Origin of the sequence: Deinococcus maricopensis DSM 21211, assembly GCF_000186385.1 — a bacterium.
Classification (GTDB): Bacteria; Deinococcota; Deinococci; order Deinococcales; family Deinococcaceae; genus Deinococcus_B; species Deinococcus_B maricopensis.
On the sequence record NC_014958.1, the window covers coordinates 2,711,155 to 2,735,748 of the forward strand.

Annotated in this window: 22 protein-coding genes; 12 read left to right on the forward strand and 10 right to left on the reverse strand. The window is 69.1% G+C overall.

Going from position 1 to position 24,594, the window contains the following annotated elements; all coding sequences use genetic code 11:
• Positions 1-3: 3 nt before the first annotated feature.
• Both DEIMA_RS12695 and DEIMA_RS12700 read right to left on the reverse strand, forming a co-directional pair.
• Positions 4-780 carry an HAD hydrolase family protein gene (locus tag DEIMA_RS12695; RefSeq protein WP_013557668.1) on the reverse strand — a complete coding sequence of 259 codons (777 nt, stop codon included), beginning with the start codon at positions 778-780 and terminating at the stop codon, positions 4-6.
• A gap of 65 nt (positions 781-845) precedes the next feature.
• Positions 846-1,649: an enoyl-CoA hydratase/isomerase family protein gene (locus DEIMA_RS12700; RefSeq protein ID WP_013557669.1), complete on the reverse strand. Its 804-nt coding sequence runs from the start codon at positions 1,647-1,649 to the stop codon at positions 846-848.
• 63 nt (positions 1,650-1,712) lie between these two features.
• On the opposite strand from DEIMA_RS12700, the gene DEIMA_RS12705 reads away from it, so the two are divergent.
• Positions 1,713-2,210 (forward strand): hypothetical protein, encoded by a 498-nt coding sequence (locus DEIMA_RS12705; RefSeq protein ID WP_013557670.1) that lies wholly within the window; start codon positions 1,713-1,715, stop codon positions 2,208-2,210.
• 69 nt (positions 2,211-2,279) lie between these two features.
• Here DEIMA_RS12705 and ftsH read toward each other — a convergent pair whose 3' ends face one another.
• Positions 2,280-4,151, reverse strand: a complete 1,872-nt coding sequence (ftsH, locus tag DEIMA_RS12710) for an ATP-dependent zinc metalloprotease FtsH (protein ID WP_013557671.1) — start codon at positions 4,149-4,151, stop codon at positions 2,280-2,282.
• A gap of 222 nt (positions 4,152-4,373) precedes the next feature.
• On the opposite strand from ftsH, the gene dnaK reads away from it, so the two are divergent.
• The 4 genes from dnaK to DEIMA_RS17970 all read left to right on the forward strand — a co-directional run bounded on the left by dnaK (position 4,374) and on the right by DEIMA_RS17970 (position 9,642).
• Positions 4,374-6,263: a molecular chaperone DnaK gene (gene dnaK / locus DEIMA_RS12715; RefSeq protein ID WP_013557672.1), complete on the forward strand. Its 1,890-nt coding sequence runs from the start codon at positions 4,374-4,376 to the stop codon at positions 6,261-6,263.
• 97 nt (positions 6,264-6,360) lie between these two features.
• Positions 6,361-6,978, forward strand: a complete 618-nt coding sequence (locus tag DEIMA_RS12720; protein ID WP_013557673.1) for a nucleotide exchange factor GrpE — start codon at positions 6,361-6,363, stop codon at positions 6,976-6,978.
• 153 nt (positions 6,979-7,131) lie between these two features.
• Positions 7,132-8,019, forward strand: a complete 888-nt coding sequence (locus DEIMA_RS12725) for a DnaJ C-terminal domain-containing protein (RefSeq protein WP_013557674.1) — start codon at positions 7,132-7,134, stop codon at positions 8,017-8,019.
• A gap of 126 nt (positions 8,020-8,145) precedes the next feature.
• Positions 8,146-9,642, forward strand: a complete 1,497-nt coding sequence (locus DEIMA_RS17970) for a tetratricopeptide repeat protein (protein ID WP_148234962.1) — start codon at positions 8,146-8,148, stop codon at positions 9,640-9,642.
• 36 nt (positions 9,643-9,678) lie between these two features.
• Here the strand turns inward: DEIMA_RS17970 and DEIMA_RS12735 are convergent, their stop codons facing one another.
• From DEIMA_RS12735 to DEIMA_RS12760, 6 genes are read right to left on the reverse strand one after another with little or no spacing between them, the layout of a single operon-like run.
• Positions 9,679-10,389 carry an ABC transporter ATP-binding protein gene (locus DEIMA_RS12735; protein ID WP_013557676.1) on the reverse strand — a complete coding sequence of 237 codons (711 nt, stop codon included), beginning with the start codon at positions 10,387-10,389 and terminating at the stop codon, positions 9,679-9,681.
• Positions 10,389-11,138: an ABC transporter ATP-binding protein gene (locus tag DEIMA_RS12740; RefSeq protein WP_013557677.1), complete on the reverse strand. Its 750-nt coding sequence runs from the start codon at positions 11,136-11,138 to the stop codon at positions 10,389-10,391. Before DEIMA_RS12740 ends, DEIMA_RS12735 begins: the two co-directional genes overlap by 1 nt.
• A complete protein-coding gene (locus DEIMA_RS12745) occupies positions 11,135-12,103 on the reverse strand; it encodes a branched-chain amino acid ABC transporter permease (RefSeq protein WP_013557678.1) in 969 nt (322 codons plus the stop codon). The genes DEIMA_RS12740 and DEIMA_RS12745 overlap by 4 nt, the downstream gene beginning before the upstream one ends.
• Positions 12,100-12,963, reverse strand: a complete 864-nt coding sequence (locus DEIMA_RS12750) for a branched-chain amino acid ABC transporter permease (protein WP_013557679.1) — start codon at positions 12,961-12,963, stop codon at positions 12,100-12,102. Before DEIMA_RS12750 ends, DEIMA_RS12745 begins: the two co-directional genes overlap by 4 nt.
• On the reverse strand, positions 12,936-14,006 hold the full coding sequence (locus DEIMA_RS12755; protein ID WP_013557680.1) for an alpha/beta hydrolase: 1,071 nt from the start codon (positions 14,004-14,006) through the stop codon (positions 12,936-12,938). The genes DEIMA_RS12750 and DEIMA_RS12755 overlap by 28 nt, the downstream gene beginning before the upstream one ends.
• A 28-nt stretch (positions 14,007-14,034) precedes the next feature.
• Positions 14,035-15,195: an amino acid ABC transporter substrate-binding protein gene (locus DEIMA_RS12760; RefSeq protein WP_043816737.1), complete on the reverse strand. Its 1,161-nt coding sequence runs from the start codon at positions 15,193-15,195 to the stop codon at positions 14,035-14,037.
• Positions 15,196-15,295: 100 nt separating this feature from the next.
• Here DEIMA_RS12760 and DEIMA_RS12765 point away from each other — a divergent pair, with 100 nt between their 5' ends.
• The 6 genes from DEIMA_RS12765 to DEIMA_RS12790 all read left to right on the forward strand — a co-directional run bounded on the left by DEIMA_RS12765 (position 15,296) and on the right by DEIMA_RS12790 (position 22,733).
• Complete coding sequence (locus DEIMA_RS12765; protein ID WP_013557682.1) at positions 15,296-16,297, forward strand: alpha/beta fold hydrolase; 1,002 nt, start codon at positions 15,296-15,298, stop codon at positions 16,295-16,297.
• Between the two features lie 74 nt (positions 16,298-16,371).
• Positions 16,372-17,067, forward strand: a complete 696-nt coding sequence (locus DEIMA_RS12770) for a CoA transferase subunit A (protein WP_013555658.1) — start codon at positions 16,372-16,374, stop codon at positions 17,065-17,067.
• Positions 17,067-17,696, forward strand: a complete 630-nt coding sequence (locus DEIMA_RS12775; RefSeq protein WP_013557683.1) for a CoA transferase subunit B — start codon at positions 17,067-17,069, stop codon at positions 17,694-17,696. Before DEIMA_RS12770 ends, DEIMA_RS12775 begins: the two co-directional genes overlap by 1 nt.
• Before the next feature lie 40 nt (positions 17,697-17,736).
• Positions 17,737-20,709: an AfsR/SARP family transcriptional regulator gene (locus tag DEIMA_RS12780; RefSeq protein WP_043816739.1), complete on the forward strand. Its 2,973-nt coding sequence runs from the start codon at positions 17,737-17,739 to the stop codon at positions 20,707-20,709.
• Between the two features lie 47 nt (positions 20,710-20,756).
• Positions 20,757-21,536, forward strand: coding sequence for a 3-hydroxybutyrate dehydrogenase (locus tag DEIMA_RS12785; RefSeq protein ID WP_013557685.1), 780 nt, complete (start codon positions 20,757-20,759; stop codon positions 21,534-21,536).
• 105 nt (positions 21,537-21,641) lie between these two features.
• On the forward strand, positions 21,642-22,733 hold the full coding sequence (locus DEIMA_RS12790) for an aldose epimerase family protein (protein ID WP_013557686.1): 1,092 nt from the start codon (positions 21,642-21,644) through the stop codon (positions 22,731-22,733).
• A gap of 77 nt (positions 22,734-22,810) precedes the next feature.
• Here DEIMA_RS12790 and DEIMA_RS12795 read toward each other — a convergent pair whose 3' ends face one another.
• On the reverse strand, positions 22,811-23,950 hold the full coding sequence (locus tag DEIMA_RS12795; RefSeq protein WP_013557687.1) for an acyl-CoA dehydrogenase family protein: 1,140 nt from the start codon (positions 23,948-23,950) through the stop codon (positions 22,811-22,813).
• Positions 23,951-24,085: 135 nt separating this feature from the next.
• Here DEIMA_RS12795 and DEIMA_RS12800 point away from each other — a divergent pair, with 135 nt between their 5' ends.
• Positions 24,086-24,550, forward strand: a complete 465-nt coding sequence (locus DEIMA_RS12800; RefSeq protein ID WP_013557688.1) for a hypothetical protein — start codon at positions 24,086-24,088, stop codon at positions 24,548-24,550.
• The last annotated feature ends 44 nt before the right edge of the window (positions 24,551-24,594 follow it).

Here is a 24,594-nt window from a genome sequence, read left to right on the forward strand (position 1 = left end):
CGGTCAGCGCTGCTGTTCGGCTTCGAGGCCGTCGGCGAGGCCGGTGAGGTACGCGGCGAGCGTGTCGGGGCCACTGACGGTTTCGTGGGCGACGTCGCGCAGGAGGGGCAGGTCGCCGACCTGCACGGCGCGTCCGGCGATGCTGAGCATGGCGACGTCGTTGTCGCTGTCGCCGAACGCGACGGTGTCCGCGAGGGGCACACCGAGCGCCGCGGCGAGGGCGGACAGTGCGGCGCCCTTGTGCGCGTCTTGCGGGGTGACGGTCAGGAATTCCGGGTAGGGGGCCTGCGCGCCCGTGAGGGTGAGGTGCGGGTGGGAGCCGCGCAGGGTACCGGCGTGTTCGTGCACGTTGGGGTGGTAGAAGCCGACTTTGAGGATGGTGTCGTTCACGGCGTCACTAAGGGGGCGCGTGTCGCGTTCCTTGAGCCACGGGGCGAGTTCCTCGCCGCGGGGATGGTCGAGGTACAGGGCGTCGCGGCCGAACGCGACGACGCGCGCACCGGGCAGGGCGTGGTCGAGGACAGCGCGGAGGTCCTCGGGCGTGAAGGTCGCTTCGGCGTGGACGTGGTCGTCGATGATGATGCGTCCGCCGTTGTTCGTGGCGATGCCGTGCGGGTGGATGGCGTCGAGGACGGTGGGTGGGACGACGTCGCGGCCGGTGATGATGGCGATCTTGACGCCGAGGGCGCGGAGGCGCGCGAGGGCCTCCGCGGTGGCCGCGGGGATGGTGCGGCCGGTGTCGGGGAGGAGGGTGCCGTCGAGGTCGAAGGCCAGAAGCATGCGCTCAGGGTAACAAGCGCGGGTGAGGTCAGGGCCTCACCCGCGCGGCGGTGCGTGGGTTGGCGTTACAGGGGTGCTTGTTCCTGAAAGTTCGGTTCGCGTTTCTCGCGGAGGCTGGCGAGGCCTTCGCGAACGTCCGGGCCGGTGAAGCCGAGGAATTCGAGGGCGAGGCTGGTGTCGAAGGTGGGGCCCATGGCGCGCAGCCAGTTGTTCAGGGCGTATTTCGTCCAGCGGACGGCGGTGGGGCTGCCGCTGGCGAGTTTGCGCGTGACGGCCCACGCGCGGTCGAGCAGTTCGTCTTCGGGCACGCAGAGGCTCACGAGGCCGATGCGTTCGGCTTCTGCGCCGCTGAGGGGTTCGTTGAGCAGCAGGTGGTATTTGGCTTTGTTCAGGCCGCACAGCAGCGGCCAGATGATGGCGGCGTGGTCGCCAGCGGCGACGCCGAGGCGGGTGTGGCCGTCGAGGATGCGGGCGGTGGGCGTGGCGATGCTGACGTCCGCGAGGAGGGCGACGGCGAGGCCCGCGCCGACGCAGGGGCCGTGGATGGCGCTGACGATGGGTTTGCTGCAGTTGATGACGTTGTAGACGAGGTCGCGGGCCTCCTTCCATACGCGCGTGAGGGCGGTGAAGTCGCGGCTCATTTCCTCGATGAGTTCGAAGTCGCCGCCGGACGAGAAGCCGCGCCCTTCGCCGCGGATCAGGACGGCGCGGACGTCGTCGCTGGCGTCGATGTCGCGCCAGACGTACGCGAGTTCCTTGTGGGTGTGGGCGTCGGCGCTGTTGAGGGTCTTGTCGTTGCGGAGGACGATTTCGAGCAGCCCACCGTCGTGGAGCTGGAGGTGCAGGCCGTGGTACGCGGTGAGGTTCACGCTTCAGGGTAACAGACGTTCGTTTGGGCTGCGCGCGTGGGCGGACCCTGCTAGCCTGGGGGTATGGGGGGATTGAGGTGGGCGGCGCCGCTGGCGCTGGGGCTGGGGTTGGGGGCGTGCGCGCCGGTGACGCAGTCGGGCGTGGCGTTCCACGTGACGGACGCGCAGGCGAACGTCGCGGACGTGTCGTTGAGTGCGCTGCCACTCCGCGCCGGGCAGGTGTGGCGGGTGCAGGGCGTCGTGAGCGGGTCAACGACGAGTATCGTCGTGCCGGTGGCGGCGCTCGTGAACGAGGGCGCGACGTTCAGCAGCATGAGTGCGGCGCAGCGCCTGCAGATGCGCCTGTCGGGCGGCAGCGGCGTGACGCTGAACACCCTCACGAACGAACTGAGTTTCGCGTGGTCGAGTGGTGGGGACGCGGCGCTGTTCACCTGCACGGTGCGGCAGGCGCGGCCGGACGCGAGCACCCTTGCGGGCACGCTGACGCTGCAGGCGGGCCGTTCCACGCAGACGGGGTCATGCACCGCGGCGGTCACCCTGGACCGCACTTCGGGCACATAGGCGCGTGGACAGGCAAGCGGACGGCAGGGCTCTGCCGTCCGCTCGCTTCCTGCTGAGGGCCGCTGGGGGTCAGGCGCCGCCGGGGCTGAGTTTGCCGAGGGCGGGGGGACCGCCCTGCGCGGCGTCGTCGGAGCGTTCGAGGTCGGGGAGGGTGCCGCCGTCCACGACGGTCTGGAACTCTTCGGCGCTGAGCGTCTCGCGGGTGATCAGCGTGTCGGTGAGGCGGTGCAGGGTGTGGGCATGCTCGGTGAGCAGGGCGAGGGCGCGCTCGAACTGCCCGTCGAGGAGGTCGCGGACTTCGGCGTCGATGCGCTGCGCGGTGTGCTCGCTGACGTTCAGGGCGCTGGTCATGCCGCCCAGGTAGCTTTCGTGCTCCTGCGCGAGCGCGGCGTGCCCGAGGGTGTCGCTCATGCCCCACTCGGTGATCATGCGCCGCGCGATGCCGGTGGCCTGCTGCAGGTCGCTTTGCGCGCCGGTCGTGATGGTGCCGTACGCGAGCTGCTCGGCGGCCTGCCCGGCGAGGGCGACGCACAGGCGGTCGGTGAGGGCGGCGCGGGTGTGGTGCAGGCGGTCCTTGGGGGTGTACGCGGCGAAGCCGAGCGCGCGGCCACGGGGGACGATGGTGAGTTTGTGCAGCGGGTCGGCGTGCGGCAGCAGGTGCGCGACGAGGGCGTGCCCGACCTCGTGGTACGCGGTGAGGCGTTTATCGTTGGCGGCGATGACGCGGCTCTTGCGTTCTGGGCCCATCAGCACGCGGTCGCGGGCGTGCTCGACGTCCGGGGTGGTGATGCGTTTGCGGCCGTTGCGGGCGGCCTGGAGGGCGGCTTCGTTGAGGAGGTTTTCGAGGTCGGCGCCAACCATGCCGGGGGTACGGCGGGCGACGAGGGCGAGGTCGACGGTGGGGTCCAGGGGTTTTTTGCGGGCGTGGATCTTGAGGATCATCTCGCGGCCGCGCACGTCCGGGGCGTCCACCACCACCTGCCGGTCGAAGCGGCCGGGGCGCAGCAGCGCCGCGTCGAGCACGTCGGGGCGGTTGGTGGCGGCCAGCACGATCACGTCATGGGTGGTGCCGAAGCCGTCCATTTCGACGAGCAGCTGGTTGAGGGTCTGCTCGCGTTCGTCGTTGCCGCCGTTGAGGCCGGTGCCGCGCTTGCGGCCCACCGCGTCGATCTCGTCGATGAAGACGATGCAGGGGGTCTGCTTCTTGGCCTGCTCGAATAGGTCACGGACGCGCGCGGCGCCAACGCCGACGAACATCTCGACGAAGTCGCTGCCGCTGATGCTGAAGTACGGCACGCCCGCTTCGCCGGCGACGGCCTTGGCGAGCAGGGTCTTGCCGCTGCCAGGCGGGCCGACCAGCAGCAACCCGTGAGGGATGCGCGCGCCCAGCTGGTGGTAGCGTTCCGGGTGCCGCAGGAAGTCCACCACTTCGGTCAGGTCGGTTTTCGCTTCGTCGCAGCCGGCCACGTCCGCGAACGTCAGCTTCACCTGCCCTTCCCGCACCACCGTCGCCCGTGACCGCCCGAAGCTGTTCGCGGGGTTTTCGGGCGCGGCGCGGCCCTGGCGGAGCAGGAGGTAGAGCAGCGCGAGGATCAGGAGGACGGTGAGGGTGGTGCTGGTGACGCCGAGCCAGTTGACGCGGCTGACCTGCGCGAGGGTGACGTCGACGCCGCGGGCGCGCAGGGTGCTGAGGTTGAGCAGGGGGTCGCTGGCGAGCGCGCGGCTCTGGAAGGAGGTGCCGTCGCTGTAGCGTCCGGTGAGGGCGACGGTGTTGTCCTGTGGGGTGAGGATCAGGCTGCGGATCTGCCCGCCCTGCACGGCGCGCTCCAGTTGGGTGACGTCGATCAGGCCGCTGGGGGCGCGGGGCATGGTGAGGCTGGCGGTGAGCAGGAGGGTGACGGCCAGGCCGAGGAGCAGCCAGCCCCAGGTGGCGCGTTTCACGCGCGCGGCCTCGGTGTTGCTGGGGTCATGAGTTTACTGTACGCCGTGTGCGGCGAGGCATTCGCGGCTTATGCAACGGTTCAGGGTTTGGTTCATCCCTGCTTAAGTTGAGTGTACCTCACTCAAGTCTATTGACTCTGGGAAACTGTGGCCTTATGATGGTCCTCGTTCAGAACTGTTTCCGACCCCAGAAACAGAATCCTCACCATCAAGGAGTCATCCATGCCCAAAGCAGTCGGTATCGACCTCGGCACCACCAATAGCGTCATCGCCGTCATGGAAGGCGGCAAACCCGAAGTGATCGTCAACGCCGAAGGCGCGCGTACCACGCCCAGCGTCGTCGCGTACAAAGGCGACGAGCGCCTCGTCGGCCAGATCGCCCGCCGCCAGGCCGCCCTCAACCCCCAGGCCACCCTGTTCGAAGTCAAACGCTTCATCGGCCGCCGCTGGGATGAAATCCGCGAGGAAGCTGCGCGGAGCCCCTTCAAAGTCAAGGAAGGCCCCGGCGGCAGCGTCCGCATTGAAGTGGCCGGCAAGGACTACGCGCCCGAACAGGTCAGCGCCGAAGTCCTGCGCAAACTCGTGAACGACGCCAGCGCCAAACTCGGCGAGAAGATCAAGGACGTCGTCATTACCGTCCCCGCGTACTTCGACAACAGCCAGCGCGAAGCCACCAAGCAGGCCGGTGAAATCGCGGGCCTCAACGTGCTGCGCGTCATCAACGAACCCACCGCCGCGGCCCTCGCCTACGGCCTCGAGCGCAAAGGCAACGAAACCGTCCTCGTGTTCGACCTCGGCGGCGGCACCTTCGACGTGACCATCCTCGAACTCGGCGACGGCGTCTTCGAAGTGAAGAGCACCAGCGGCGACACGCACCTCGGCGGCGCGGACTTCGACCAGCGCATCGTCGACTGGCTCGCCGGTGAATTCCAGCGCGACCACACCTTCGACCTGCGCAAGGACCCCCAGGCCCTGCAGCGCCTCATCGAAGCGGCCGAAAAGGCCAAGATCGAACTGTCCAGCGCGTCCGAAACGACGATCAGCCTGCCGTTCATCACCTTCGACCCGGAAACGCGCACGCCGCAGCACCTCGAACGCACCCTCAGCCGCGCGAAGTTCGAGGAGCTCACCAGCGACCTGCTCCGCCGCGTCCGCGAGCCCGTGCAGCAGGCGCTGAGCGACGCGAAGCTCTCCCCGAGCGACATCAATGAAGTGATCCTCGTGGGCGGCAGCACCCGCATCCCCGCCGTGAAACGCATCGTGCAGGACATCATCGGCAAGACGCCCAACGAAAGCGTCAACCCCGACGAAGCCGTCGCGCTCGGCGCCGCCGTGCAGGCCGGCATCATCCAGGGCGACAGCGCCCTCGGCGACATCGTCCTCGTGGACGTCACGCCCCTCACGCTCGGCGTGGAAGTCAAGGGCGGCATGATCGCCCCCATGATCACCCGCAACACCCCCGTCCCCGCCAAGAAGACCGAGGTCTACACCACCGCCGAGAACAACCAGCCCGGCGTGGAAATCGTGGTGCTGCAGGGCGAACGCCCCATGGCCGCCGACAACAAGAGCCTCGGCCGCTTCAAGCTCGAAGGCATCCCCCCCATGCGCGCCGGCCAGCCGCAGATCGAAGTGACCTTCGACATCGACGCGAACGGCATCCTGCACGTCACCGCGAAGGAAAAGACCAGCGGCAAGGAAGCCAGCATCCGCATCGAGAACACCACCACCCTCGACAAGACCGACGTCGAGAAGATGGTGCAGGAAGCCGAGCAGAACGCCGCCGCCGACAAGGCCCGCAAAGAGAAAGTCGAGAAGCGCAACGCCCTCGACAGCCTCCGCATCCAGGCCGTGCAGCAGCTTGACGAAGCCCAGAACGCCGACCAGGGCGCCAAGGACAAACTCAAGGCCGCCGCCGACGCCGCCGAGGAAGCCGTACGCAGCGACGACGACGCCAAGATCGACGCCGCCCAGAAAGCCCTCGAAGAGGAACTGCGCAGCTTCATGACCGCGAACCAGGGCGCCGCCCAGACCGGCGCGCCGGACAGCGGCCCGACGGTGAACACCCGGAAGGACGACGACGTCATCGACGCGGACTTCAAACCCGCCGACTGATTCGCACGCACCATGACGTTCGGGGAGAGGCCGAGGCGGGACACCCCCCTCCCCTCTCCCCCTTCCGCTTGACGCGCACCCCCTTCAGGAGAACCCCGTGACGAACGACGACAAGAAAACCATCAACGCGCAACCCGGCGACCTCGACACCGAAGCGCAGGACGCCACGCCCGACGTGCAGGACGAAATCGACGAACTCGAAGACGGTACCGACGGCATGCCGGACCTCGACGAGGGCATGTTCGCGCAGGTTCAGGAAATGATGGAGAAGCTCGGCAAAGTCGACGAGCTGGAACGCGAAAACGCCGAACTGAAAGGCAAACTCGGCCGCCTCGCCGCCGACTTCGACAACTACCGCCGCCGCACGCAGCAGGACGTGCAGGACGCGCAGGGCCAGGGCGTCGCCAAAGCCGCCGAAGCGCTCATGCCCGTGTACGACGACCTCGACCGCGCCGTCACCATGGGCAGCGGCGACCCCGCCAAACTCATCCCCGGCGTGCAGGCCGTGCAGGCCACCGTGCTGCGCATCTTCGCGAACCTCGGCCTCGAAGCCACCGGCCAGGAAGGCGAAGCGTTCGACCCGCAATGGCACGAAGCGCTGCAGGTCATCCCCGGCGAACAAGACGACGTGATCGTCCAGGTGTACCAGCGGGGCTTCCGCATGGGCGACCGACTCGTCCGCCCCGCCCGCGTCGTCGTCAGCAAAACCAGCTGAGCCTCAACGGACAAAACGCGCCGGACCCATCCAAGTCCCCCTGAACGACCCCGGCGTTTTGTCCACACTCTTCGCGAACGGCGGGCCGTTCACTGCCGACATTCGCGCGGCGTGAACGGCCCGCCCCGCTATGCTTGACCCAGGAGATTTCGCATGGCCTACAAGGACTACTACGACGTGCTCGGCGTCACGCGCGGCGCCTCCGATGCCGACATCAAGAGCGCGTACCGCAAACTCGCGAAACAATACCACCCCGACAAAAACCAGGGTGACGAAAAAGCCGCCGAGAAATTCAAGGAACTCGGCGAAGCCTACGCCGTCCTCAGCGACCCCGAAAAACGCAAAGTCTACGACACCTACGGCCACGCCGGCCAGGTCCCACCCGGCGCGTACACCGGCGGCATGCCCGGCGCGGACTTCAGCGGCATCGACGGCAGCCAGTTCAGCGACTTCTTCCAGGGCCTGTTCGGCGGCGGGAGCCGCAGCGGCTTCAGTGGCGCGGGCGGCGCGCAGGTCAGCCTCGAAGACCTCCTCTCCGGCATGGGCGGCGGCCGCCGCTTCGTGCAGAACGTCGAAGGCGAACTGCAGGTCACGCTGCAGGAAGCGTTCAGCGGCACAGAGGAACACATTCAGGTGGAAGGCAAACGCCTCACCGTGCGCGTGCCCACCGGCACCCGCGACGGCACCAGACTGCGCCTCAGCGGCCAGGGCCCCGGCGGCGGCGACGTGCTCCTCACCGTCCGCGTCCTCGACGACAACCGCTTCGAACTCGACGGTGACGACGTCACCGTGAGCGTCGACGTGCCCGCCCCCATCGCCGCGCTCGGCGGGAAAATCAAGGCCCCCACGCTTAAGGGGAACGTCGAACTCAACCTCCCCGCAGGCAGCAGCAGCGGCCGACGCGTCCGCCTGCGCGGCCAGGGCTGGCCCAAACGCAACGGCGGAAACGGCGATCTATTCGTCCGCGTGAATGTGACCGTGCCAAGTGAATTAAGCGAACGGGAACGAGAACTGTATACCCAACTTCTAGGTAGTAGATAGACAGATAGATTAGACCACATACGCTTTTTTCTCCACTTAAAGGAACTTGAAAAAAGAGGGCCTGCTTTTAAAATGCATTTATGAAGATAGCAATCCGGATTCTGTTTATTCTTTTGGCTTCCAGTTATGCTCAAGCACGACCAATTGACGCTGATAATACAGGAGGCGGCTGTAATTATGGACTACCACGAAGTCAAGAGCCCCCTACACCCTCCCAAATTGGGAAAAGCACTCCTTGAAGTCCAACGAGAAAGGCTCTCCGAGGCAAATGATCTCTGGGATTCCAGCAAGATAAAATTAGCAGAGGAGCTTCTTTCCAGAGAAGCTCCTCTGCCAGAGTTAGCTCCAGACTGGTATTATCTACAATCCAGATGCTTTGATTTCCTGGGAAATCTAGAAAAGTCAGAGTATTACCTGAGCTTGGCAGCAGAATCCGCCAAACAAAAAGGGGACTTAAGACTAATAGGGCAAATAAAAATGTCCTCAGCTCGTTTTCTCATTATAAAACGCAAGCATGATGAGGCCCTAGAGGTAATGCATCAGGCCTTGGCCACTCTAAAAGGGAACAAGGCATCAGTTGCCTGGGTCCTAAGTAACCTTGGAAATGAATATTTAGGACGACTACGCCTAGATCATGCGGTTCACTACCTGGAGCAGGCACTATCCACCACTCGAGTGATCAAAGATGCCCGATACCTTAATTCAAACATTTTGCAAAATCTTAGCGAGGCAGCACGCCTAAAAGGAGATTTTAGCCTCGCCCGTTCTCGAGCACTCCAAGCATTAAAGTCTGCTACTCAACCGTATTTTACCTTTACTGCAAACATCCACTTAGGCCATGCCTTGCGTATTAGCGGCGACCCTTTGGAGAGCCTGAGGGCCTACCATGCAGCTTTGGCTTCCAACATAGACGGAAATGGCGCTCACCGGGCGAAAGCGTTGATCTGGATTGCCGAGAAGCAACTAAACATCCATCTCGAACCGCCGGAAGAAAAGCTACTAACCCTTATAGGTGACCGTGACGCCGCACGTATTGAGTTACATCTCGCAGATCTCGCCTACTCCAATGGGCACTTGGAGAGAGCGCTCAGTCTGCTACAGAATGCCTTCGAGAGAGATGAGCCTGCAGCCTTCGTTGATGAGGCATGGGTACTCGGCGAGCTTTACGCCTTCGCACGGCACGAGGGATTGGAAATGCCCCTGCCCCCTCTACGCGTCGAAACACCAACAATCCAGATCCAGACCCTAGGTACACCCACTATCAGAATCAATGACCGTACCGTAACGGTACAAGGCAGCAGTAAAGTTGTCGCCCTGCTTGCTTACCTTCATTCTCAGGGTGTGGTGCCCTGGGAGCGCGTCGTAACTGATTTGCTAGGTATAGAAGAGGAAACTCGCGGTTACACACAGGTCAAGTACCTGCTGAGTCAGGCCCGGCATATGATCGGCGACTCAAAGGCGGTGTTACTGACGGGGGGGCGCGTGAGCCTGAGCGAGCGGTGGACGTGGTCGTCAGATCTTAAGGACGCGCTTGAGCATAAGGCGCAGCCCAAGGCGCTGTTCCTGCCGGACCTATACCTGGATTGGGTGCTGGAGATGCGGGCACGACTGGGGCAGGATTGAGGCGCACCGGGTTCGGTGCGCCTTTTGTTTTGGGGTTTAAAGGGCGAGGTACGCTTCGCGGACGGTGGGGTCAGCAAGCAGCGCAGCGCCGGTGCCTTCGTTCACGACCTGGCCGTTCTCAAGGACGTAGGCGCGGTCGGCGAGCTTGAGGCTGGCGCCGACGTTCTGTTCGACGAGCAGGACGGCGACGCCAGTGTCGTTGACGGCTTTGAGGGCGCCGAACACGATCTGGGTCATGAGGGGGGACAGGCCGAGGCTGGGTTCGTCGACGACCAGCACGCGGGGGCGGCTCATGAGGGCGCGACCGACGGCGACCATCTGCTGTTCGCCGCCGCTGAGCGTCCCAGCGAGTTGGGTTTGGCGTTCCTGGAGGCGGGGGAACAGCGTGAACACCTGCGCGAGGGTTTGCGCGGAGTGCGCGCGCGCTTCGGGGCGCACGGCGGTGCCGAGCGTGAGGTTCTCGAGGACGGTCATGAGCGGGAACAGTTCTCGGCCTTCGGGGACGTGGCCGAGGCCGAGGCGGACGATGTCGCTGGGGTTGCGGCCTGTGAGGTCCTGCCCGCCGAGCAGGATGCGGCCGCCCGTGGGTTTGACGAGGCCGCTGATGGCGCGCAGCGTGGTGGTTTTCCCGGCGCCGTTCGCGCCGATGACGGCGACGAACTCGCCGGGGTTGAGGTGGAGGTTGACGTCCCAGAGGACCTGGACTTTGCCGTAGCCGGCCTGGAGGTTCTGAATGACGAGGTCCATCAGGCGACGTCCTGGTCGAGTTCGGTGCCGAGGTAGGCGCGGATGACGTGCGGGTCGGCGGTGACTTCGTGGTACGTGCCGCGCGCGAGGACGCGGCCCTGGTCCATGACGACGACGCGGTCGGCCAGGTCGCGGACGATGGGCATGATGTGCTCGATGAACAGGACGCTGATGCCGCTGTCGCGGACGCCGCGGACGAGTTCGACGGCTTCTTGCGCTTCGGTGGGGCGCAGGCCGGCCATGACTTCGTCGAGGAGCAGCACTTTGGGTTGGGTGGCGAGGGCGCGGGCGACTTCGAGGCGTTTGTCCTGCAGGAGGTTGAGGTCGTGGGCGGGTTTGTGGGCGTGGGTGGCGAGGCCGGTGCGTTCGAGGAGCGCCCAGGCTTCCTCTCGGGCGGTGTGGAGGCGCGCGCCGGGCTTGCCGAAGAGGGCGCCGACGGTGACGTTTTCGAGCACGGTCATTTCGGGGAAGGGGCGGACGATCTGGAAGGCGCGTCCGAGGCCGAGGTGGCAGCGGCGTTCCATGCTGGCGCGGGAGACGTCGTGGCCGAGCAGGTGCAGCGTGCCGCTGGTGGGGCGGTGCAGGCCGGAGAGGAGGTTGAGGAGGGTGGTTTTGCCGGCGCCGTTCGGGCCGATAATGGCGAGGATCTCGCCGGCGCGCTGCTCGAAGCTGACGTCCTGCACGGCGGTGAGGCCGCCGAAGCGTTTCGTGAGGCCTTCGGCGCGCAGCACGATGTCGGGGGTGGTCACAGGTCACCGTCCGTTCGGCCTCGGCGCAGCAGGCCCATCAGGCCGCGGGGGAGCCACAGGATGCTGATGATGAGGACGAGGCCGTACACGATGAGGTAGCCGCTCTTGAACTGCGAGTGCAGGAGTTCCTCGGCGACGCGCAGGACGGTGGCGCCGAGGACCGGGCCGAGCGTGGTGTACAGCCCGCCGAAGATGCTGGTGGTGAGGGGGGCGATGCTGGTGGCGATGCTGAAGGTGTCGCCGGGGTTAATGAAGAAGGTCTTCCCGGCGTACAGCACGCCGGCGGCGGCGGCGAGGGCGCTGCTGATCGCGAACGCGAGGAGTTTGTAGCGCACGACGTTCACGCCGAGCACGCGGGCGACGTCCTCACCCTGGCGGATGGCGCTGAACGCGGCGTGCAGGCGGGTGAGGCGCACCGTGAGGCTTACGAGCACCGCCAGCACGAGGATGCCGAGCGCGAGGAGGTATTGCGCGCGGGAGTTCCCGCCGAGCAACGCGGGCACGAGCAGGCCGGTCGGGCCGCCGGCGAAGCTCTCAGGGAGGTTCTGGACGACGGTGCGGGTGACTTCCGTGAACGCGAGCGTGGCGATCGCGAAGTACATGCCGGACAGCCTGGACGCGACCGCGCCGAGGATGACGCTGATGAGCGCGGCGAGGGCGGCGGCGGCGAGCAGCCCGAGGGGCCAGGCGACGCCAGCCTTGCTGAGGATCGCGAAGGTGTACGCACCGATGCCGTAGAACGCGGCGTGCGCGAGGGACAGCTGTCCGCTGCGCGCGAGGATGTCCCAGGAGAGCGCGAGGGTGCCGGCGACGAGCGTGAAGTACCCGATCTGCAGGAGGTATTCGGTGCGGTCGCCGAGCGGGAGGAACGGGAATGCGAGCGCGAGGGCGAAGAAGGCGGCGAGCGGGCCGAGACTCCAGCGTTTCGCGCGGTTGCGGGTGGGCGTGGCGGCGCGGGCGGTCATCGGCGGCCTCCGAGCCAGGAGCGCTGCACGAGGGTGGCGAAGATGAGCAGGAAGAACACGGCGTCGCTCCAGCCGCCGCCGCCGGGCACGTACGTCTGCACGAGCGCTTCACTGACGCCGAGGAGGACGCTGGCCCACAGGACGCCCGTGAGGTTCCCGAGGCCGGCCATGACGATGATCGCGAACGCCTTGAGGCTGAACACGAGGCCGACGGTGGGGCTGGCGAACAGCAGGACGGCGACGAGGACGCCCGCGATCCCGCCGAGCGCGCACGCGACGCTGAACGCGATGAGGTACACGCGGTCGACGTTCAGGCCGATGAGGGCGGCGCCGCGGCGGTTCTGCGCGACAGCGCGCATCTGCTGCCCGAGGCTCGTGCGGTACAGGACGGCGTACAGGCCCGCAAGGATGGCGGCGGCAAGCGCGAACGCGATGAGTTTCGGCGTGCCGATGGTCAGGCTGGCGAGGTGCAGGCTGCTGCCCTGGTAGGCGGTGCTGACCGTGCGGGTGTTCCCGCCGAGCAGCATGAGCGCGAGGTTCTGGAGGACGATGCCGAGCCCGAAGGTGAGGAGCATCTGGTTGAGTTCCGGCGCGAGGAGGACGTGCCGGATGGACACGCGGTACGTGAGGGCGCCAGCGGCGAACGTGGCGAGCGCCGCGATGGGCAGGCTGATGAGGGGGTCGAGGCCGAGGGCGCTGCTGAGGCCCCACGCGAGGAACGCGCCGAGCATCAGGAATTCGCCGTGCGCGAAGTTCACGATGCCGACGACGCCCACGGCGAGCGCGAGGCCGCTCGCGACGAGCGCGTAGATGCCGCTTTGCAGCAGGCCGTTCAGGAGGGTCTGAAAGAAGAGGTCCATGCGCTCAGGTGCTCCGTGAAGGCGTCGAGGAAGGCGGCGGGCGCTTCGAGGAAGGGGGCGTGGCCGACGCCGTCGAGGGCGACCTCGCGGACGGGCGCGCCGCCGCGCGCGTACGCTGCCAGGACCGCGCGGGTCTGCGCGAGCATGGGTTGCGGCGGGTGGGTGGCGTCGCCGGGCCAGCCGGGAATAAGGCCGCGCTGGCCGAGCGTGGCGAGGTCAAGGGGGCTGGCGTCGCCGATGATGGCGTCCTGCTCGCCGCGCACCCACAAGATGGGCGGGCCGCCGCGCAGGTCCGCGAGGCGCGCGAGGTGCATGAAGCGTGGGCTGAAGGCGTTGGCGACGCCGCGCGTGCCCGGCGCGGTGTGCGGCCAGTGCGCGCTGGGGGTGGCGTCGCCGGGGTAGTGGTCGTCGCCGGTGCGGGTCTGCAGCATGCTGTTGAGCAGGGCGTCTTCGCGTTCGGGTGGGAAGGTGAAGTGGGCGGCGTGGACGTAGAAGTTCCGCAGGACGTCGCGGGGGCTGCCGGGGGCGTCGGAGCGGTCGCCGTCGCGGATGGCGGCGACGAAGGCGGCGTTGACGGTGCCGCCGCCGCTGCCGGCGAAGTCCGCGGCGTTCGGGGTGCCGCGCTCGCCGTGCGTGCCGCCGAACCCGTACGGGCTGATGGGCGCGACGAGCGTGAGGGTGTGCACGCGCGAGGGGCGCTCCAGCGTGGCGTGCAGGACCACGCCGCCACCGAGGCTCCAGCCGAGCAGGTGCGCGCCCGCCCAGCCGAGCGCGTCCATCAGGGCGTGCAGGTCATCCGCGAAGTCCGCGAGGCCGCGCGTCGCGTCGAGCGGCAGGGGGTCGCTGAGGCCGTAGCCGCGCAGGTCCGGGGCGACGACGTGCAGGCCCGCCGGGAGGGCCTGCAGGAGGTCGCGGAAGAATTCGCTCGACGAGACGTTGCCGTGCACCAGCAGCACGCGCCCGGCGGGAGGGCCCTCGGCGGGGCGTTCCAGGACGTGCACGGCGAGGCGCGCGGTGGGGATGGTTCTGGACAGGATGGTCATGGTGTCTCCCCGCGGGGCGCGCTGGCGGTCAGCGGCCGTACTTGATGGGCTTCTGCGCGAACTTGATGGGGTACACGGGGGAGCGGGTGTCGCTGAGGAACTGGAAGTGCAGCCAGTTGCCGCTCTTGAACCCCTGGTACTTCGTTTTGTTGCTGGGCGTGAACGTCAGCGGGCCGAACGGCGTGCTCATGTTCGTTTTGGCGAGGGCGGCGGCGACCTTGTCCTTGTCGGTGCTGCCGGCGTCGTTGATGGCGCGCGCGAGGCTGATGAGGTTCACGTACGCGAGCGGCGCGAAGTACTCTTCGGTGACGTTCCCGAATTTCTTCTTGTACGCGGCGACGAATTTGCGGCTTTCCGCCTGCGGGCTGTTCGGCAGCCACAGGCTCAGGCCGGCGATGTTGTCCGCGAGGGCGTTCTTCTCGAAGCCGACCGGCCAGGAGGGCGGCGTGCCGTACACCATGCCGAGCTTCAGGCCCTGCTGCTTGATTTCCGTGGCGAGCGGGAGGGCGTCCGTGTCGTACCCGACCCAGTACAGGATGTCGGGGTTCGCGGCTTTGGCTTTGCTGACAAGCGGGCCGAAGTTGCCGCTGCCGGTCTTGAACTTCTCAGTCATGACGACCTTGAAGCCGGCTTTCTTGAACGCCGCGACGGTGTCGTTGATGCCGGCCGAACCGAACGGGCCGTCCTCGTACGCGATGGCGATGTCCTTGGCGCCTTTCGTGCGCTTGAGGTACTTGAAGTAGTCGAGGATCGCCTCGAAGTTGTAGTACGACCACGGGTGGTAGTGGAAGAAGTACGGGTGCCCCGCGAACGCGTCCTCGACGGGCACGGCGGCCGCGCCGATCCACGCCATGAAGGTGTTGTACTGCCGGGCGGGGCCGCTCACGGCGATGCTGGTGGCGCTGCTCACGCCGCCCGCCATGAAGTCCACCTTGTCGACCGTCACGAGCTTCACGAATTCCGGGACGGCCTTGGCGGGGTTGCTGCCGTCGTCCGCGAATTCCAGTTCGAGGGGTTTGCCGAGCACGCCGCCCGCGCGGTTGATCTCGTCGAGCGCCAGTTTGTACCCGTTCTGTGCCGCCTGGCCTGAAACGCTGCCGCTTCCCGTGAGGGGGAGGAGCACGCCGACCTTCACCGCGCCCGCGCCGGACAGCGCGAGCATCAAGCCCGTCATCAGCAGTTTGTTCATGTCGTGGTGAGTGTAGTGCTGGCCCGTCACGCTGCCATTACAGTGGCGGGCCGGGCGCGCCTGTGACCGGACCGTTACGGCCCGTGCGTACCGTGAACGCGTGACCGCCACCACCACCCACACCTTCACGTTCGAGACGACGCACGCCCTCGGTGGTCCCGCGCCCCTGCCGGTGCGCCTGCAGGTCGAGACGTACGGCACCCTGAATGCCGCGCGCGACAACGCCGTGCTGGTCTGCCACTACTACACCGGCACCATGCACGCCGCGGGGGGCGGCCACACGCCCGGCTGGTGGGACGCGCTGATCGGCGACGACCTCGCCGTGGACACCCGCCGGTACTTCGTGGTGTGCATGAACACGCCGTCGAACGTGCAGGCGCTCGACCCGCGCGTCGTGACGACCGGCCCGGACTCGCCCGACGTGCACGGCCGGCGGTACGGCGAGCGCTTCCCCGCGTGGGACCTGGGGGACCTGTTCGAGCTGCAGTGCGCGCTGATGCGGCACCTGCGCGTGCCCGCGTGGCACGCGGTGCTCGGGCCGAGCTTCGGGGGCATTCAGGCGCTGCAGTGGGCGGCGCGCGCGCCGCAGCTCGCGCCGCGCGTGGGCGCGCTGGTCGCCAGTCCGTACGCCGGGCCGGTCCTGCAGCAGGCGTTCCTGCCGACGCTCTGGGAGGTCGCGCGAGCGGGCGGGGTGGAGGGCGCGCTGCGGCTCATCAGCTTCTACGGGCTGGGCGCGGAGGGCGTGCGGCAGTGGTTCGAGCAGGAGGACTTCGCGGCGTACGTGCGGGCCCGTGGGGGCGCGGCGAGCCTCGCGCACATCCTGGATATCGGGCGGGTGGTGGGCACGCACGACCTGCGGTGCATCGCGCCGCCCGAGGCGCTGTTCGAGCGGTGGCGGGCGCACGGGACGCGGCTGCTGAGCGTGAACGTCCTCAGCGACCTGTTCTTTCCCGCGTCGGAGATGCGGGCGTTCGCGCGTGCGGCGGCGGCGGCGGGCGTGGCGCACACGCACGTGGAAGTGGACAGCGACCTCGGGCACCTCGCGTGCCTGCACGAACCGGAGAAGTTCGCGCCACACCTCCGGGCGCTGCTGAGTCAATAGACGGGCCACGGCCGGGGGCCCGCCGACGCTGGCCGGCCCCGCCGGCCACGGCAAAACTGCAAAGGAGACTGAATGTGACCAAGGTGTATGAGAGTGGGCGGGCGGCGCTGTCGGACGTGGTGCACGACGGGCAGCTCATCGCGGTGGGCGGCTTCGGGCTGTGCGGCATTCCCGAAGCGCTCATCACCGCGCTGCGCGACACCGGCGCGCGCGACCTCACCGTCGCCAGCAACAACGCCGGCGTCACCGACTTCGGCCTGGGCGTGCTGCTGCACACCCGCCAGATCCGCAAGATGATCAGCAGCTACGTCGGCGAGAACGCCGAATTCGAACGCCAGTACCTCGCCGGCGAACTCGACGTGGAATTCACCCCGCAGGGCACCCTCGCCGAGCGCCTGCGGGCCGGCGGTGCCGGCATTCCCGCCTTCTACACCAAAACCGGCGTGGGCACCCCGGTCGCCGACGGCAAACCCACCGCGGAGTTCGACGGTGAAACGTACCTGCTGGAGCGCGCCATTCGCGCGGACGTCGCCCTGGTCAAGGCCTGGCGGGGCGACCGCGCCGGGAACCTGATTTACCGCAAGACCGCCCGCAACTTCAACCCGATGGTCGCCACCTGCGGGCGCGTCACCATCGCCGAAGTCGAGGAGCTCGTCGAGGTTGGCGAACTCGACCCGGACCAGATTCACACGCCGGGCATCTTCGTGCAGCGCGTCGTCCACCACCCCACCCCCGAGAAACGCATTGAGCAGCGGACGGTGCGTCACTGATGCCCTGGACCCGTGAGCAGATGGCGGCGCGCGCCGCGCAGGAGTTGCAGGACGGCATGTACGTCAACCTCGGCATCGGGCTGCCCACCCTGGTCGCCAACCACCTGCCGCCCGGCGTGAACGTCACGCTGCAGAGCGAGAACGGCCTGCTGGGCATCGGGCCCTTCCCCACCGACGCCGAGGTCGACGCGGACCTGATCAACGCCGGGAAGCAGACCGTGACCGCCACGCCCGGCGCCAGCTTCTTCAGCAGTGCCGACAGCTTCGCCATGATTCGCGGCGGGCACGTGGACGTCGCGATTCTGGGGGCCATGCAGGTCAGCGCGCGCGGGGACCTCGCCAATTGGATGATTCCCGGCAAGATGGTCAAGGGCATGGGCGGCGCCATGGACCTCGTGGCGGGCGTGCGCCGCGTGGTGGTCCTGATGGAACACACCGCCAAGGGCGGCGCCCAGAAGCTCCTGCCGGCGTGCACCCTGCCGCTCACGGGCGTGCGCGTCGTGCACCGCGTCATCACGGACCTCGCTGTCCTCGACGTCACCCCCACCGGCCTGCGCCTCGTCGAACTCGCCCCACACGTCTCCTTCGAGGAGCTCCAGCGCAACACCGGCGTTCCCGTGGGCCGCTGAGCCATTGCCATGCGGCCTGCCAACTCACTAGCATAGCCGCGTGTCCTGGCGTGAACATGCCTCCGCGCGCCGCGCGCGGCCCCCGCAGGTGCGCGGCGCCGTCGCGCGCCCGCGCCTCCTTGAGGCGCTGCAGAGCGCCCGCATCCTGACGGTCACGGCGCCCGCCGGGTACGGCAAGACCACCGCCCTCGCCGCGCACCTCGCGGACCTGGGCGGTGCGTGCTGGCTGACGCTCGACGTAGACGACGCGGACCCACGCGTCCTCGCGGGCGGCCTCGCGCTCGCCCTCGCGGGATTGCCGGGCGGGGAGCGCCTGAGCGCCCTGCTGAACGCGGACGCGGCGCCGCTCGCGGTCGCGCGGGCCGCCGCGGAACTGCTGGAAGACACCGACACGCTCCTCGTGATCGACGAGGCGCAGCACACGCAGGGCACGGACGCCCTGCTGCTGCTGCGCACGCTGCTGCCGGCGCGCGTGGCGCTGCTGACGCGCACGCCGCTGCGCTGGCCGGAACTCACGGCGCTCACGCTGCGCGGCGAGGCGCGCGCCCTGGGCGCCGCGGACCTGGCATTCACGGTGCAGGAGGTGCAGGCCCTCCTCGACGCGAACGGCGTGACGACCCGCCCGGAAGACGTCCGCCGCGCGCACGCCCTCACGGAAGGCTGGCCGATCGCGGTGCGGTTCCTGGTGCAGGCGGCCGGGCAGGGACGCCTGCGCACAGAGGACCTGCGGGACCTGGAGGGGGAGGCGCCGCAGCTGGGCACGCTGTTCGAGTACCTCGCGCAGGAGGTGCTGGGGCCGCTCGACCCGGCGCTCAAGGCGCTGCTGCTGCGCGCGTGCGTGTTCGAGGAGGTGACGCCGGAGCTGCTGGAGGAGGGCCTGGGGGAGCCGGACGCACGCGCGCGCCTGGACGCGCTCGCGGACGGCGGGACGTTCCTGACACGCGCCGGGGACGCGTACCGCGCGCACCCGCTGCTGCGCGCGCACCTGCGCGCGCAGGTGCCGGAGCGCGAGGCGCGCGCGGTGGCCGCGCAGGGCGCGGCGTTCTTCGAGGGGACGGGCCGCTGGCGGCGCGCGATGGCCGCGCACCTGCAGGCCGGGAACGCGGACGCGGCGGCGCGGCTGCTGCTGGCGCGCGGTGAGGGGTGGCTCGCGCAGGGGCGCGTGCACCTGATGGAGCGCAGCCTCGCGCGCCTCCCGGCGGGCATCTGGGCGCAGGAGACGGCGCTGTACGGCCTGCTGGGAGACGTGCGGCGCGCGCAGTCGCGGTACGCGGACGCCGTCGCGGCGTACGTGCAGGCGCCGGAACTGATGGGGCTGCTCGGGCGGGCGCGCGTGTACCTCGACACGGTGCAGCCGGCCCTGGCGGAGCCGCTGCTCGCGCGCGCGGAAGCGCTCGGCGGGGACGTGCGGGTGCTGCGCGCCGAGAACGCCCTGAACGCGGGTCGCCTTGCGGACGCCGTGGCGCTCGCGCCGGAACTGGCGGAGAGCGCGCGCTACGCTCTGCGGCGCGGCGACCTGGAGCGCGCGTTGACGGTGGCGCGCGCCGCCCGCGCGGAGGTGGGCGGGGAGCGCGCCGCCGGGAATCACCGGGAGGCGCTGCTGCTGGAGAGCTTCGTGCTGAGTGTGCTGGGCGACCCGGGAGGCGCGGAAGCGGTGGCGCGCGCGGGCCTCGCGGAGGGTGAGCGGCTCGACAGTCCGTTCGTGCGGTCGTTGGCGCGCGCACGGCTCGGGCACGCGCACCTCGCGGGCGGGCAGCTGCGGGCGGCGCGCGCCGCGTACGAGGGGGCGCTCGCGGGCGCGGAGGCGGTCGCGCCGCGCCTGCAGGTGGAGCCGCTCATGGGCCTCGCGTACCTCACGGCGGTGGGGGGCGAAGCGGCGGCGTACGGTGCGCGCGCCACGGAGGCGGCGCAGGCGAGCGGCGACCGGTACATGACGGGCCTCGCGCGGCTCACGACGGCGCTCGGCGCGCTCGAAGCGGGGCAGGACGCCGCCGCGGCCCTGGAGGACGCCCGCGCGGACTTCGCGGCGTGCGGGGACGCGTTCGGGGTGGCCTGCGTGACGCTCGCGCTGTTCGTGGCGGGACGCGCGGACGCGCGGAGCGCGGTGGCGTCCGTGCGCGCGTACCCGTTCCTGCTGGCGCACCCGTCGCTGCTCGCGCCGGCGCGCACGGTCGCGGGGCGCGCGGCGGTGCTGTCGCGCCTGCGCGGCGCGGTGCTGGAGGCCGGGGAGCGCTGGGACCTTGCGGGCGTGGAGGCCGCCCTCGGGTACGACCGTGGCGTTCCGCTCGGGCATCCCGGCTGGACGGTGGACGTGCAGGTGCTCGGGCGGGTGGGCGCGCGCGTGAACGGCGCGGAGCCGCGCGACTGGGGGCGCGCGAAGGCCCGTGACCTGCTGGCGCTGCTGGCCGTGCACCCGGACGGGCTCGCGCGCGAGGCGGCGCAGGAGGCGCTGTTCCCGGACGCGGACCCGGCGGTGGGTGAGCGGAACTTCCGCGTGACCCTGCACGCGCTCGGGCAGGTGCTGGAGGCCGGCGCGCCCGGCGGGTTCTTCCTGGACCGCGGCGACTGGGTGCGGCTGCGGGTCGGGCCGGACCTGCACGTGGACCTGCACGCCGCGTGGGCGACGCTGAGGGCCGCGCCGGGCACGTCGGGCCGGGCGGCGGCGCTGCTGGCCCTGCCGGGAGGCGTGGCGTCCGTGCCGCTCGCGGCGGTGGAGGACGTGGCCGCGCAGTACGCGGCGCGCCTTCCGGAAGCGATCGCGGAGGAGGGCGCGTACGCCCTCGCGCACGGCCGCGCGCCGGACGCGGCGCGCCTCGCGGAGCACGCGCTCACGCTGGACGCGGCGTCCGAGCCGGCCGCGCGCGTGCTGATGCGCGCCCGGTACGCGCTCGGGAACGTCGCGGGCGTGCAGCGCGCGTACGCGGCGTGCGCGGCGGCGCTGCGGGAGCTGGGCCTCACGCCGCTGCCGGAAACGGCGGCGCTGCACCGGGCGCTCACGAGCTTCGCGCCCTGAACGACTGGTGAAACCGGCGCGTGACGGGCCGCCCGTACACTGCGCGCATGACCACCGACCGGCAGATTTCGGATCAGCGCGTCGCCCTCGTGACGGGCGGCACCAGCGGCATCGGCCTCGCCATCGCCCAGCGCCTGCGGGACGACGGGCTGCGCGTCGCTGTGCTCGACCTGGACCGCGAGGAGGCGCGGGCCGTCGCGAACGACGCGGCATTCCTGTTCGTCGGCGCGGACCTCTCGCGGCGCGCCGACTGCCGCGCCGCCGTTGACGCCGTCACGGGCGCGTTCGGGCGGCTGGACGTGCTCGTGAACAACGCGGGCTTCCAGCACATCGACCCCATCGTGGACTTCCCGGAGGACACCTGGGACGCCATGCTGCACGTCATGCTGACCGCGCCGTTCCTGCTCAGCAAGTACGCGTGGGCGCACCTCGCGGCGAGCGGGCAGGGCCGCATCGTGAACGTCGCGAGCATTCACGCGCAGGTGGCGAGCCCGTTCAAGAGCGCGTACATCAGCGCGAAGCACGGGCTGATCGGCCTGACGCGTACGCAGGCGCTGGAGGGCGCGGACGCGGGCCTCACCGCGAACGCGATCTGCCCGGCGTACGTGCGCACGCCGCTGGTGACGCGGCAGATCGCGGATCAGGCGCGTACGCGCGGCATCAGCGAGGCGGACGTGGAGCAGCAGGTGATGCTGGAGCCCGCGGCGATCAAGCGCCTGCTGGACCCGGTGGACGTCGCGGCGCTCGCGTCGTACGTGGTGAGCCCGGCGGCGTGGGGCATGACGGGCGCGGTGCTGGACCTCGACCTGGGCTGGACCGCCCGGTAGGCCGCGAGCGAGGCGGGGGCCGGCCGGTCGCGCGTTCCGGGTGTCCCGGGCGGGTACACTGGGCGGCACGTTCCGGCCTGTCACTTCATTCCCTCGGAGGTCCTCATGACTGACGCTGCCCTCTCCCCTTCCGCCCCGTCCCTTACGCGCACGCCGTGGGGGACCGCGCCGGACGGCTCGGCCATCACCCTCTACACCCTGCGCCACGGTCCCGTCACGGCCCGGATCATGGATTACGGCGGCGTGATCGTCGGCGTGGACGCCCCGGACCGCGACGGCACGCTCGCGGACGTGGCGCTCGGGCACGACGAGGCCGGGCCGTACTTCGACCGGGCGACCGCGTCGTACTTCGGCGCGCTGATCGGGCGGTACGGGAACCGCATTGCCCGCGGGCGGTTCGAACTGGACGGCCGGGCGCACCAGCTCGCCACGAACAACGGCCCGAACGCGCTGCACGGCGGACCCGGCGGGTTCGATCAGGTGATGTGGACCAGCGACGCGGACGTCACGGCGGACGGCCCGCGCGTGACGCTGACGCGCACCAGCCCGGACGGTGAGGAAGGCTACCCGGGCGCGCTGGACGTGACCGTTACGTACACGCTCACGGCGGACGGCGCGCTGCGCCTGGCGTACCACGCGGTCACGGACGCGCCGACGGTCGTGAACCTCACCAACCACTCGTACTGGAACCTCGCGGGGGCCACGCGGGACGTGCTCGACCATGAACTGGTCGTGCACGCGGACGCAATCACGCCCGTGGACGAGACGCTGATCCCCACCGGGACACTGCTGGACGTGGCGGGCACGCCGTTCGACTTCCGCGCGGCGCGGCGCGTGGGCGAGCGCGTGGACGACGCGGACGCGCAGCTGCAGTTCGCGGGCGGGTACGACCACAATTTCGTACTGCAGGGGGCGGCGGGCGCGCTGCGCCACGTGGCGACGCTCAGCGACCCGCAGTCGGGCCGCGTGATGGAGGTGCACACGACCGAGCCGGGCGTGCAGTTCTACTCCGGGAACTTCCTGGACGGCAGCGTGACCGGCAAGGGCGGGCAGGTGTACGGGCACCGCTGGGCGGTGTGCCTGGAGACGCAGCACTTCCCGGACAGCCCGAACCGCCCGGACTTCCCGAGCACGCGCCTGAACCCGGGTGAGGTGTACCGGACGGTCACGGAGTACCGCTTCCGCACGCAGTCCTGAACGCCCCTGGCCGTGGGCCGCCAGATGAAAGCAGGCCCCTGCGGTGTCGCGGGGGCCTGCTCTGCTGCCGGGCGGGGTTACTTCAGGAGGTTGCGGCTGATGACGACGCGCTGGATCTCGTTGGTGCCTTCGTAGATCTGGTTGAGTTTCACGTCGCGCAGGAGCTTCTCGACGGGGTACTCGCCGACGTAGCCGTATCCGCCGTGCACCTGGATGGCTTCGTTGGCGGCGTTGAAGGCCATTTCGGAGCAGTACGCTTTCGCGATGGCGCTTTCGTAGCCGTGTGGGAGGCCCTGGTCGACGAGCCACGCGGCCTTGAGGCTCATGAGGCGGCCGGTTTCGATGCCCATGGCCATTTCCGCGAGTTTGAATTGGATGGCCTGGAAGGTCGCGATGGGTTTGCCGAACGCGGCGCGTTCCTTGGCGTACTTGATGCTTTCTTCCATGGCGCGGCGCGCGACGCCGACCGAGCCCGCCGCGACGGGAATACGGGTTTTGTCGAGCGTTTTCATGGCGATCTTGAAGCCGTCGCCGATGCCGCCGAGGATGTGGTCCTTGGGGACGCGGACGTTGTCGAACACGAGTTCGCTGGTGAGGCTGGCGCGCTGGCCGAGCTTGTGCTTGATCTTGTTGTAGCTCTGACCGGGCGCGTCCTTGGGAACGACAATGGCGACGGTGGCTTTGTGGCCGCCGTTCTTGTCGGTGGTGGCGAACACGACGGTGATGTCGGCGACGCCGCCGTTGCTGATCCACATCTTGGTGCCGTTGATGACCCATTCGTCACCGTCGAGGACGGCGGTGGTGCCCATGGCGGCGGCGTCGCTGCCGTTGTTGGGTTCACTGAGGGCGAAGGCAGCGAGGGCGGGCTTCTCGACGAGGGGGGCGAGGAAGCGTTTCTGCTGCTCTTCGGTGCCGCCGACGAGGATGGGGGTGATGCCCAGTTCGCTGGCCATCAGGATGGTGTAGATGCCCATGCAGCCGTACGCGAGTTCCTCGCCGATGATGGCTTCATCGACCATGCCGAGGCCGAGGCCGCCGGCGTGTTCGGGGACGCTCATGTTGAGCAGGCCGACTTCGTGGGCTTTTTCGACGATCTGCCAGGGGAGTTCTTCTTTCTGGTCGTACTCACTGGCGATGGGGATGATCTCGTTGCGGGTGAAGTCACGCGCGAGCTGCTGGAGTTGCTTCTGTTCGTCGGTGAGGGAAAAGTCGATCATGGTTCTCCTGTGGGCGCGTGGATGAACGCCCGTTGAGTTGGACTTGGTTCAAAAATACCACGTGCGTGGACTCCCCCACTCTAACCAAACGAGCGTTAGCCTGCTGAGGTCGCCGCCACCCCGTACGCTGTGCGCATGACGGCCCACGACCCCCTACTCCTACACGAAGGCGACCGCCTCGCCCGCCACCTCGCCCAGATCCTCCACGCGGGCGCGGACGAGCAGGCCCGCGTGGACCTCATCGGCCGCAGCCTCACCGTCAACCTCGTCGCCGCCCTGCTGCCCACTATCGAACAGATCAGCCGCCACGCCGGCCAGCCCCTCCACGCGCAGGTTATCCCGGACGAACGCGACCGCGCCCTCGTCCAGGTCATCAACGCCCACGGCGAGGAACACGCCCGCCTGCCCGTGGACGACGTCCTGCGCGACGCCCTCACCACCGCCGGGCACCTCCACCCCACCATCCGCGCGCACCTCGAAGACGCCCTGCGCGGCAGCGAACACCACCTGGAACGCGCGCTCGTCGCGGCGCTGCGCAGCGCGCCCGTCATGAACGCCCTGCGGCAGCAGTTGACGGCGCTGCTCCGCCAACGGCGCTAACGCCGAGCAGGGGCCCGCGCGTCGCGGGCCCCTGCTCCGGTGAC

Excerpts from the sequence above, each read along its gene's own strand:
- DEIMA_RS12800 (WP_013557688.1), top strand. The coding sequence starts at position 24,086 with ATGACGGCCCACGACCCCCTACTCCTACACGAAGGCGACCGCCTCGCC.
- DEIMA_RS12695 (WP_013557668.1), bottom strand. The coding sequence starts at position 780 with ATGCTTCTGGCCTTCGACCTCGACGGCACCCTCCTCCCCGACACCGGC.
- DEIMA_RS17970 (WP_148234962.1), top strand. The coding sequence starts at position 8,146 with ATGCTCAAGCACGACCAATTGACGCTGATAATACAGGAGGCGGCTGTA.
- DEIMA_RS12755 (WP_013557680.1), bottom strand. The coding sequence starts at position 14,006 with ATGACCATCCTGTCCAGAACCATCCCCACCGCGCGCCTCGCCGTGCAC.
- DEIMA_RS12775 (WP_013557683.1), top strand. The coding sequence starts at position 17,067 with ATGCCCTGGACCCGTGAGCAGATGGCGGCGCGCGCCGCGCAGGAGTTG.
- DEIMA_RS12750 (WP_013557679.1), bottom strand. The coding sequence starts at position 12,963 with ATGGACCTCTTCTTTCAGACCCTCCTGAACGGCCTGCTGCAAAGCGGC.
- DEIMA_RS12725 (WP_013557674.1), top strand. The coding sequence starts at position 7,132 with ATGGCCTACAAGGACTACTACGACGTGCTCGGCGTCACGCGCGGCGCC.
- DEIMA_RS12705 (WP_013557670.1), top strand. The coding sequence starts at position 1,713 with ATGGGGGGATTGAGGTGGGCGGCGCCGCTGGCGCTGGGGCTGGGGTTG.
- DEIMA_RS12760 (WP_043816737.1), bottom strand. The coding sequence starts at position 15,195 with ATGAACAAACTGCTGATGACGGGCTTGATGCTCGCGCTGTCCGGCGCG.
- DEIMA_RS12790 (WP_013557686.1), top strand. The coding sequence starts at position 21,642 with ATGACTGACGCTGCCCTCTCCCCTTCCGCCCCGTCCCTTACGCGCACG.
- DEIMA_RS12735 (WP_013557676.1), bottom strand. The coding sequence starts at position 10,389 with ATGGACCTCGTCATTCAGAACCTCCAGGCCGGCTACGGCAAAGTCCAG.
- DEIMA_RS12785 (WP_013557685.1), top strand. The coding sequence starts at position 20,757 with ATGACCACCGACCGGCAGATTTCGGATCAGCGCGTCGCCCTCGTGACG.
- DEIMA_RS12795 (WP_013557687.1), bottom strand. The coding sequence starts at position 23,950 with ATGATCGACTTTTCCCTCACCGACGAACAGAAGCAACTCCAGCAGCTC.
- dnaK (WP_013557672.1), top strand. The coding sequence starts at position 4,374 with ATGCCCAAAGCAGTCGGTATCGACCTCGGCACCACCAATAGCGTCATC.
- DEIMA_RS12745 (WP_013557678.1), bottom strand. The coding sequence starts at position 12,103 with ATGACCGCCCGCGCCGCCACGCCCACCCGCAACCGCGCGAAACGCTGG.